The sequence below is a fragment of the Streptomyces sp. NPDC127117 genome (genome assembly GCF_042677325.1).
GTDB lineage: Bacteria > Actinomycetota > Actinomycetes > Streptomycetales > Streptomycetaceae > Streptomyces.
Genome location: NZ_JBHXTM010000009.1, coordinates 22,221 through 30,355, shown reverse-complemented (window position 1 = coordinate 30,355; position 8,135 = coordinate 22,221). Strand labels below are relative to the sequence as shown.

General features: G+C 71.4%; 7 protein-coding genes. 4 read left to right on the top strand and 3 right to left on the bottom strand.

Features of this window, described 5'->3' with window-relative positions:
- Nucleotides 1–110: 110 nt before the first annotated feature.
- Nucleotides 111–767 carry an MBL fold metallo-hydrolase gene (locus ACFVH0_RS10700; protein WP_385819225.1) on the bottom strand — a complete coding sequence of 219 codons (657 nt, stop codon included), beginning with the start codon at nucleotides 765–767 and terminating at the stop codon, nucleotides 111–113.
- A 10-nt stretch (nucleotides 768–777) separates the two neighbouring features.
- Nucleotides 778–1,467 carry a maleylpyruvate isomerase family mycothiol-dependent enzyme gene (locus ACFVH0_RS10695; protein ID WP_385819224.1) on the bottom strand — a complete coding sequence of 230 codons (690 nt, stop codon included), beginning with the start codon at nucleotides 1,465–1,467 and terminating at the stop codon, nucleotides 778–780.
- Nucleotides 1,468–1,642: 175 nt separating this feature from the next.
- Here ACFVH0_RS10695 and uvrA point away from each other — a divergent pair, with 175 nt between their 5' ends.
- Nucleotides 1,643–4,711, top strand: coding sequence for an excinuclease ABC subunit UvrA (gene uvrA / locus ACFVH0_RS10690; protein WP_385819223.1), 3,069 nt, complete (start codon nucleotides 1,643–1,645; stop codon nucleotides 4,709–4,711).
- Between the two features lie 265 nt (nucleotides 4,712–4,976).
- Nucleotides 4,977–5,405, top strand: a complete 429-nt coding sequence (locus tag ACFVH0_RS10685; protein ID WP_124718304.1) for a Rieske (2Fe-2S) protein — start codon at nucleotides 4,977–4,979, stop codon at nucleotides 5,403–5,405.
- A 33-nt stretch (nucleotides 5,406–5,438) separates the two neighbouring features.
- On the opposite strand, the gene ACFVH0_RS10680 is transcribed toward ACFVH0_RS10685, so the two are convergent.
- Entirely contained in the window at nucleotides 5,439–6,365 is a 927-nt protein-coding gene (locus ACFVH0_RS10680) for a hypothetical protein (protein WP_385819222.1), read from the bottom strand.
- Nucleotides 6,366–6,594: 229 nt separating this feature from the next.
- Between ACFVH0_RS10680 and ACFVH0_RS10675 the strand changes: the two genes are divergently transcribed.
- Both ACFVH0_RS10675 and ACFVH0_RS10670 read left to right on the top strand, forming a co-directional pair.
- Entirely contained in the window at nucleotides 6,595–7,230 is a 636-nt protein-coding gene (locus ACFVH0_RS10675) for a papain-like cysteine protease family protein (RefSeq protein ID WP_385819221.1), read from the top strand.
- Nucleotides 7,231–7,234: 4 nt separating this feature from the next.
- A complete protein-coding gene (locus ACFVH0_RS10670; protein WP_385819220.1) occupies nucleotides 7,235–8,119 on the top strand; it encodes a hypothetical protein in 885 nt (294 codons plus the stop codon).
- The last annotated feature ends 16 nt before the right edge of the window (nucleotides 8,120–8,135 follow it).

Genomic DNA, 8,135 nt, shown 5'->3' with positions numbered 1-8,135 from the left:
GGGGGCCCGGCGGGGGGGCCGCCGCCCCGGCCCCGGCGGGGGGGGGGGGGGGCCCCCCCCCCCCCGGCCCCCCCCCCGGCCGGTGTTGTACGGGGGAGTGCGGCCCGCTGCTACCAGCCGCGGGCGCGCCACTGCGGCAGCTGCGGACGCTCGTCGCCGAGCGTGGTGTCGTGGCCGTGGCCCGGGTAGACCCAGGTCTCGTCGGGCAGCCGGTCGAAGAGCTTGGTCTCCACGTCGTGGAGCAGGCTCGCGAAGGCCTCGGGGTCCTTGTGCGTATTGCCGACGCCGCCCGGGAAGAGGCAGTCCCCGGTGAACAGGTGCGGGGCGCCGTGCGGGTCGTCGTAGACCAGCGCGATGGAGCCCGGGGTGTGACCGACGAGGTGCCGGGCGGTCAGGACGACCCGGCCGACCTCGATGGTGCCGTTGTCGTCGACCAGCACATCGGTCGGGACCGGGATGCCCTCGGCGTCGTACCGCCCCGCGTAGGTGCGCGCTCCGGTGGCCGCCACCACCTCGCCGAGCGCCTGCCAGTGGTCGCCGTGCCGGTGGGTGGTGACGACGGACGCGATGCCGTCGCCACCGATCAGCCGCAGCAGCGTCCCGGCCTCGGCGGCCGCGTCGATCAGGAGCTGCTCGCCGGTGGCCCGGCAGCGCAGCAGATAGGCGTTGTTGTTCATCGGGCCGACGGCGACCTTGGAGATCATCAGATCCGTCAACTCGTGCACATCCGCAGGTCCGCCGACCTTGACCGCTCCGCTGTACGTCATACGTCTCAGCCTATAGCGGGGGCAGTGCGGGAAGCGGGCCGCCTTCGACGGTCAGCGCCGAGCCGTCACGGCGCCCGCAGAGCCAGCCCAGCAGCTCGGGTGCCGTGCCGCGGACCGTGACCGGGCCGCCCTCCGCGCCGCCGCCGGTCGTCCGGACCGGGCCCCCGTCGTGGGTCATCCTCGTGGCCACGACATCGGGGTGCCCGTCGAACCGCTCCGCGAGGAAGTCGATCTCGCGGACCACGAACTCCTCCGGCAGGTCCTCCAGCTCGTACCCGACCCCCAGGTCCACGTGGTGCAGCTCGACCTCGACCCGGCGGCGGAACGGGATCCGGGAGGCGGAGTCGGTCACACCGTTGCGCAGGGTGACCGTACGGGACCAGTCGGCCGGGACTGCGGCGGCTTCCTCGAAGCGGGCCGCGCTCCCGGCCAGGTCGGCCAGCTGTTCGGCCGGCGGCCGGGGGGCGTCGCGCTCGATGTCGCGGTCGCGGGTTTCGCTGTCTGCGTACATGGGGTGGCCCTGGAGAACATTTACGAGCGCATCGGCGTTACGGGAGAGGTGCGCAATGACATGGCCCCGGCTCCAGCCCGGCAATCGCGACGGCAGGGCGAGCCCGGCGGCGTCCAATTTTCCGGTGGCGCTGAGCAGTCGATCGGTTGCTTCACGTACGGCGTCCAGGTCGCGCGCATGATCAATCATGGGGCTGAGCCTAGCCCCGCCACTCATTCGGGTGAAGGAGTCCATGGCCGTCCGTAAATCGAATGTGCGTGCTATACGCTCGGAGTCGAAAGCTTCGTACACCGCTGTGGCGCCCCCCATACCCTGGGACAGGGGCTCAGTTCCCCCACTTCTCTCCAGAAAGGTGCGGACCGGCGTGGCCGACCGTCTCATCGTCCGTGGCGCTCGCGAGCACAACCTCAAGAACGTCTCGCTCGACCTCCCGCGCGACTCCCTCATCGTCTTCACCGGGCTCTCCGGGTCGGGTAAGTCGTCCCTCGCGTTCGACACGATTTTCGCCGAGGGCCAGCGACGCTACGTGGAGTCCCTCTCCTCGTACGCCCGCCAGTTCCTCGGCCAGATGGACAAGCCGGACGTCGACTTCATCGAGGGCCTCTCGCCCGCTGTCTCCATCGACCAGAAGTCGACCTCGCGCAACCCGCGCTCGACGGTCGGCACGATCACCGAGGTCTACGACTACCTCCGGCTGCTCTTCGCCCGGATCGGCAAGCCGCACTGCCCCGAGTGCCGCCGGCCCATCTCGCGCCAGTCGCCGCAGGCGATCGTCGACAAGGTGCTCGGCCTGCCCGAGGGCAGCCGGTTCCAGGTGCTCTCGCCGCTGGTGCGCGAGCGCAAGGGCGAGTTCGTCGACCTCTTCGCCGATCTGCAGACCAAGGGCTACAGCAGGGCCCGGGTCGACGGCGAGACCATCCAGCTCTCCGAGCCGCCCAAGCTGAAGAAGCAGGAGAAGCACACCATCGAGGTGGTCATCGACCGCCTCACGGTGAAGGACAGTGCCAAGCGCCGGCTGACCGACTCGGTCGAGACCGCGCTCGGGCTCTCCGGCGGCATGGTCGTGCTCGACTTCGTCGACCTCCCCGAGGACGATCCCGAGCGTGAGCGGATGTACTCCGAGCACCTCTACTGCCCGTACGACGACCTCTCCTTCGAGGAGCTGGAACCGCGCTCCTTCTCCTTCAACTCGCCCTTCGGCGCCTGCCCCGACTGCACGGGCATCGGTACGCGGATGGAGGTCGATCCGGAGCTGATCGTCCCCGACGAGGAGAAGTCGCTCGACGAGGGCGCGATCCACCCCTGGTCGCACGGCCACACCAAGGAGTACTTCGGCCGGCAGATCAGCGCCCTCGCCGACGCCCTCGGATTCCGTACGGACATCCCCTGGGCCGGGCTGCCGCAGCGCGCCAAGAAGGCCCTGCTCCACGGCCACAAGATCCAGACCGAGGTGCGCTACCGCAACCGCTACGGGCGGGAGCGCGCGTACACCACGCCCGCCTTCGAAGGTGCGGTGCAGTTCGTCAAGCGGCGGCACTCCGACGCCGAGAGCGACTCCAGCCGGGAGCGCTTCGAGGGCTACATGCGCGAGGTGCCCTGCCCGACCTGTGAGGGCACCAGGCTCAAGCCGATCGTCCTCGCGGTGACGGTGATGGAGAAGTCCATCGCCCAGGTCGCCGCGATGTCGATCAGTGAGTGCGCAGAGTTCCTCGGCCGGATGAAGCTGAACGCCCGTGACAAGAAGATCGCCGAACGGGTGCTGAAGGAGGTCAACGAGCGGCTGAAGTTCCTCGTCGACGTCGGCCTCGACTACCTCTCGCTCAACCGCGCGGCCGGCACCCTGTCCGGCGGCGAGGCCCAGCGCATCCGGCTCGCCACCCAGATCGGCTCCGGCCTGGTCGGCGTGCTGTACGTGCTGGACGAGCCGTCCATCGGCCTGCACCAGCGGGACAACCACCGGCTGATCGAGACCCTGGTCCGGCTCCGTGACATGGGCAACACGCTCATCGTCGTCGAGCACGACGAGGACACCATCAAGGTCGCCGACTGGGTCGTCGACATCGGCCCCGGCGCCGGTGAGCACGGCGGCAAGGTGGTCCACTCCGGATCGCTCAAGGAGCTGCTGGCCAACGGGGAGTCGATCACCGGTCAGTATCTGACCGGCAAGAAGCAGATCCCGATGCCGGACATCCGGCGCCCCGTCGACCCGCAGCGCAGGCTCACGGTGCACGGCGCCCGGGAGAACAACCTCCAGGACATCGACGTCTCCTTCCCGCTCGGCCTGCTCACGGCCGTCACGGGCGTCTCGGGTTCGGGCAAGTCGACGCTGGTCAACGACATCCTCTACACCCACCTGGCGCGAGAGCTGAACGGCGCCAAGTCGGTCCCCGGCCGGCACACCCGGGTCGACGGCGACGACCTGGTCGACAAGGTCGTGCACGTCGACCAGTCGCCCATCGGCCGCACCCCCCGGTCCAACCCCGCCACGTACACCGGCGTCTTCGACCATGTCCGCAAGCTGTTCGCGGAGACGATGGAGGCGAAGGTGCGCGGCTATCTGCCGGGCCGCTTCTCCTTCAACGTCAAGGGCGGCCGCTGCGAGAACTGCTCCGGCGACGGCACCATCAAGATCGAGATGAACTTCCTGCCGGACGTGTACGTCCCGTGCGAGGTCTGCCACGGAGCGCGCTACAACCGGGAGACCCTGGAGGTCCACTACAAGGGCAAGTCCATCGCCGAGGTGCTGGACATGCCGATCGAGGAGGGCCTGGAGTTCTTCGAGGCCGTCCCGACGATCGCCCGCCACCTGCGCACGCTCAACGAGGTGGGTCTCGGATATGTGCGGCTCGGCCAGTCCGCGCCGACCCTCTCCGGCGGTGAGGCGCAGCGCGTGAAGCTCGCCAGCGAGCTCCAGAAGCGCTCCACCGGCCGCACGGTCTACGTCCTGGACGAGCCGACCACGGGTCTGCACTTCGAGGACATCAGCAAGCTCATCAAGGTGCTCTCCGGGCTGGTCGACAAGGGCAACTCGGTGATCGTCATCGAGCACAACCTCGATGTGATCAAGACCGCGGACTGGGTCATCGACATGGGCCCCGAAGGCGGCAGCGGCGGGGGCCTGGTCATCGCCGAGGGCACTCCGGAGCAGGTCGCCGGGGTTCCGGCCAGCCACACCGGCAAGTTCCTCCAGGGCATCCTGGACCCGGAGCGGGTGAGCGAGGCCGCGGTGCCCGCGGCTCGCAAGCCGGTGCGGAAGGCGGCCGCGAAGAGGGCGGTCGCCGCGAAATCGGCCCCGGCCAGGAAGACGGCCACGGCCCGTACGGGCACGGACGGAACCGCGAAGTCCGCCACGGCCAAGGGCGCCGGGGCCGCCAGGACGGCCGCGGCGAAGAAGACCGCGGCGAAGAAGGCGACCCGCACGCGCAAGGCCTGACGCCCCGGGCGGAACCACGCCCGACGCCACCGGAAGAACAGGGCGGCGGCTCCCGGACCCCGGGGCCGCCGCCCCTGTTCCTTCTCCGCGGCCGAGCCGCTGACCAGGGACGACCGGCCTCGGGCGGCCCGGTCGCAGGGCCGTCCGTCTCCGCCGGTATCGTCGGTTCTGTCACCGATGGCGCCGATGCCCGCGGTACTGCTGGTACTCGCGGTGCTTCGGTCGTGTCCGGTGCCCATCCGCCCCTTTGACCAGTGGAGACCGCATGTCCGGCCAGCCCGCCGCCCGCCGTACCGTGCTGAAGGGCGCCGCTCTCGCCGGCGCCGCCGGGCTGGGAGTGGCCGCCTGCTCGACCGAATCGAAGCTCGGCCACGCCGAGACGCCGACACCGACCGCCCCCGTCGAGCTCGGCGCGCCGGACGACATTCCGGTCGGCGGATCCAAGCTCTTCCGCAACGAGCGGGTCATCGTGAACTGCCCGGCCAAGGGCCAGTACAAGGCGTTCAGTGCCCAGTGCACCCACGCGGGCTGCCTGCTGGACAAGGTCGAGGACAACGTGGGTACGTGTCCCTGCCACGGCAGCCACTTCGACACGACGACCGGCAAGGCGATGCGCGGCCCGGCGACCGCGCCGCTGCCCGCGGTCCCGGTCAGGGTCGAGGGCGGCCGGCTGGTCGCGGGCCCCGACGCCTGACACCGGCCGGCGAGGCACCGGCCGGGCACGGACTCACTCCCAGTCCCAGTCGATGCCGACCAGACCGGGCCGTACCCCCTGCTCCACCAGGTGAACGGTCCGGTGCCGGCCGGTCAGCGTGAGGTCCGTGCGGGCGCCGCGCGGCGCCCCCGCCGAGACCTGGGCGAAGCGCCGGCACCGTACCGGCAGCGCGGCCTCGTCGAAGGCCACCTGGAGCACGTACTGCCCGCCGCCGAAGCTGAACCCCCGCACGTACTCGCCGCTCGGCCCGCCCGTGCCGTCGTCGAAGCCGTAGCCGAAGAGGTAGGTGTCACCCGCCCTCAGCCGGGTGTCGAAGAGCAGTTCGGCGACGACCACCCCCGTACCGCGGTCCCAGCGGACCCGCCCCGTCCGGCAGTTCTCCCCGGCCGTCACCGTCACCCGCTCCGGATCGCAGCCCGGATCGCCCCGGTGGACGGCGAGATAGCGGTCGATGTCGTCCCGGTGGGCACGCACCACATGCTGCGACTCGCGCTGCCGCAGCTCCCGGCCGGGACCGATCCGCACCCGCTCGTGATGCCCCACCGTGTGCAGCCCGCCGTCCACCGGCGACCCCATGGCCGCGAGCAGCCGCTCCACGGCGCCGGACGACTCCATCAGAGAACGGTACGAACGCGCGGCCGGACGGTCGGCCTCCAGGCGGGTGCTCCCGCTTCCGAGTAACCGGAGCAGAGAGTTCCCCGGTAGCTCCAGCACCTCCTCCAGCGCCTTCACGGCCCGCAGGGACTCGGCGCGCTGCGGGCGCCTGGCCCCCTGCTGCCAGTAACTCAGGCTCGTCACCCCGACCTTGACCCCGCGGTGCGCGAGATGGTGCTGCACCCGCTGGAGCGGCAGCCCGCGCACCGCGAGCGCGGTGCGCAGCGCCAGATGGAACGGGCCGGTGTGCAGCACCTGTGCCAGCTCGGCCTCGGTGTGCCGCATGAGGTCCTCCAGGTGAACGTTCACGACGCGGGTCGGGGGGACCGCGTCGGCGGGGGCGGTGCCGCAGGTGGCCGGGGCACGGCCGTTCACGTATCCGCCACGCCGTTCACACCGCGATGTTTCCCCGCATTGAAGCGTGTTGACCCGTCCCCGACAACGGTTGATGCTCCTCGGACAGCGTCCGGACGCGCTCCTGTGATCCCACACCCCCCGCCTCGGGAGGAACGTCATGCGTATCCGAAGAATCCGAACGGGACGGCTCCCGGCCCTGGCCGCGCTGGCCGCCGTGCTCCTCGCCGTACCGACGGCAACCGCCTCGGCGGCCCCGGCCCCGGCGCCCGCACGGGCCGGGGCCGCGACCGGTTCGGCCACCGGTGGTGTCGCCGCGACCCAGCGGCTGAACATCACCATGCAGGCCCAGCAGAAGACCAACTGGTGCTGGGCGGCGTCCGGCAACACCATCGCCACCTGGTTCGGCCGCAACTACTCGCAGAACCAGTTCTGCAACGCCGCCTTCGGCCGCGCGCAGGGCTACGAGTGCCCCAACTCGCAGGCCACGCTGGGCAATGTCCAGGACGGTCTGTACTGGGCCGGCATCAACCCCGGTTCATACGTCACCGGCTGGCTGCGCTACCCCACCGTCCAGGCCGAGATCGCCGCCGGCCGCCCCGTCGAGACCCGCATCCAGTGGTCGTCCGGCGGCGGACACATGCACGTCCTGTACGGCTACGACGACTCCGAAAGCTGGGTCTACTGGGGCGATCCCTGGCCCTCCAACAACCGCTACAACTGGGCCTCGCACGACTGGTACGTGAACAACAACGAGTTCTCCTGGACCCACTCGCTCTACCGGATCGGGGCGTGACGGCATGATCTCCAGCACCGCACGCACGGCACACACCGCCCGCCACCCACGCACCGCCCGCACCGCGGCCGCCTCCCTGGCCGCCACCGGCATCCTGACCGGCGCCGCGCTGTTGACCGTCGCCGCTCCCGGGGCGGCCGCCGCCACCGGACCCACCGCCGGCCCGGCAGCCCTGGCGGCCGCCCGGCACGCGGCCACCGAACCCACGACCCTGGACACCCTGGCCCGGTTCTTCGCCCGCGAGGGCACGGTCACCAGGTCGGCGGCCGCACCGCGCATCCAGGGCGCGGCCGTCCCCGTGAACACCCTCGATCCGGACTTCGTGGCCGGGAAGCCGGGAGCGCCCGTCGCCAGGCTGGACTACCTCGCCACCACGGCCGTCTCCTCGGACGGCCGGAGGGCCTCCTTGTGGACCCTTCCGAAGGAAGGGAAGGACGGAGGCTGGCAGGTGGTGAACATCGCCAGCGGCGACGACGAGACGAGGTACGCGGCCGCGGGCACCCGCAAGCTCCCCGGCGGGACGGTCTTCCGCGAGCCGCAGACCGACGCCTGGTTCGTCCAGAAGGGGACGAAGGTGCTCCCGCTGGACCGGGACGCGGTCCGCGCGGTCGGCGCCCGCGGCACCACACTCGCCGCCTACCGCGCCCGGGTACGCGCCGCCTACGGCGACAAGCTCCCCGGCTCCGGATACGCCCGCTCCGGCAAGGCGGGCGGCTACGCCCCGCCCGCCGCCGCACCCGCCCCCGAGCCCCGGACGGTCGCCGCGAGCACCGCGTCCGGCACGGCACTGACCGCCACCTCGACCGCCGCCGGGGCGGGCGCCCTCGTCGTGCTCGCCCTCAGCGGTCTCACCGTCCTGCGCAACCGTCGCCGCCGGGAGAGCCCGTGACCGGCGGCGGCACCCG

Coding starts and splice junctions, on each gene's coding strand:
- ACFVH0_RS10700 (WP_385819225.1), bottom strand. CDS start 767: ATGACGTACAGCGGAGCGGTCAAGGTCGGCGGACCTGCGGATGTGCAC.
- ACFVH0_RS10695 (WP_385819224.1), bottom strand. CDS start 1,467: ATGATTGATCATGCGCGCGACCTGGACGCCGTACGTGAAGCAACCGAT.
- ACFVH0_RS10685 (WP_124718304.1), top strand. CDS start 4,977: ATGTCCGGCCAGCCCGCCGCCCGCCGTACCGTGCTGAAGGGCGCCGCT.
- ACFVH0_RS10680 (WP_385819222.1), bottom strand. CDS start 6,365: ATGCGGCACACCGAGGCCGAGCTGGCACAGGTGCTGCACACCGGCCCG.
- ACFVH0_RS10675 (WP_385819221.1), top strand. CDS start 6,595: ATGCGTATCCGAAGAATCCGAACGGGACGGCTCCCGGCCCTGGCCGCG.
- ACFVH0_RS10670 (WP_385819220.1), top strand. CDS start 7,235: ATGATCTCCAGCACCGCACGCACGGCACACACCGCCCGCCACCCACGC.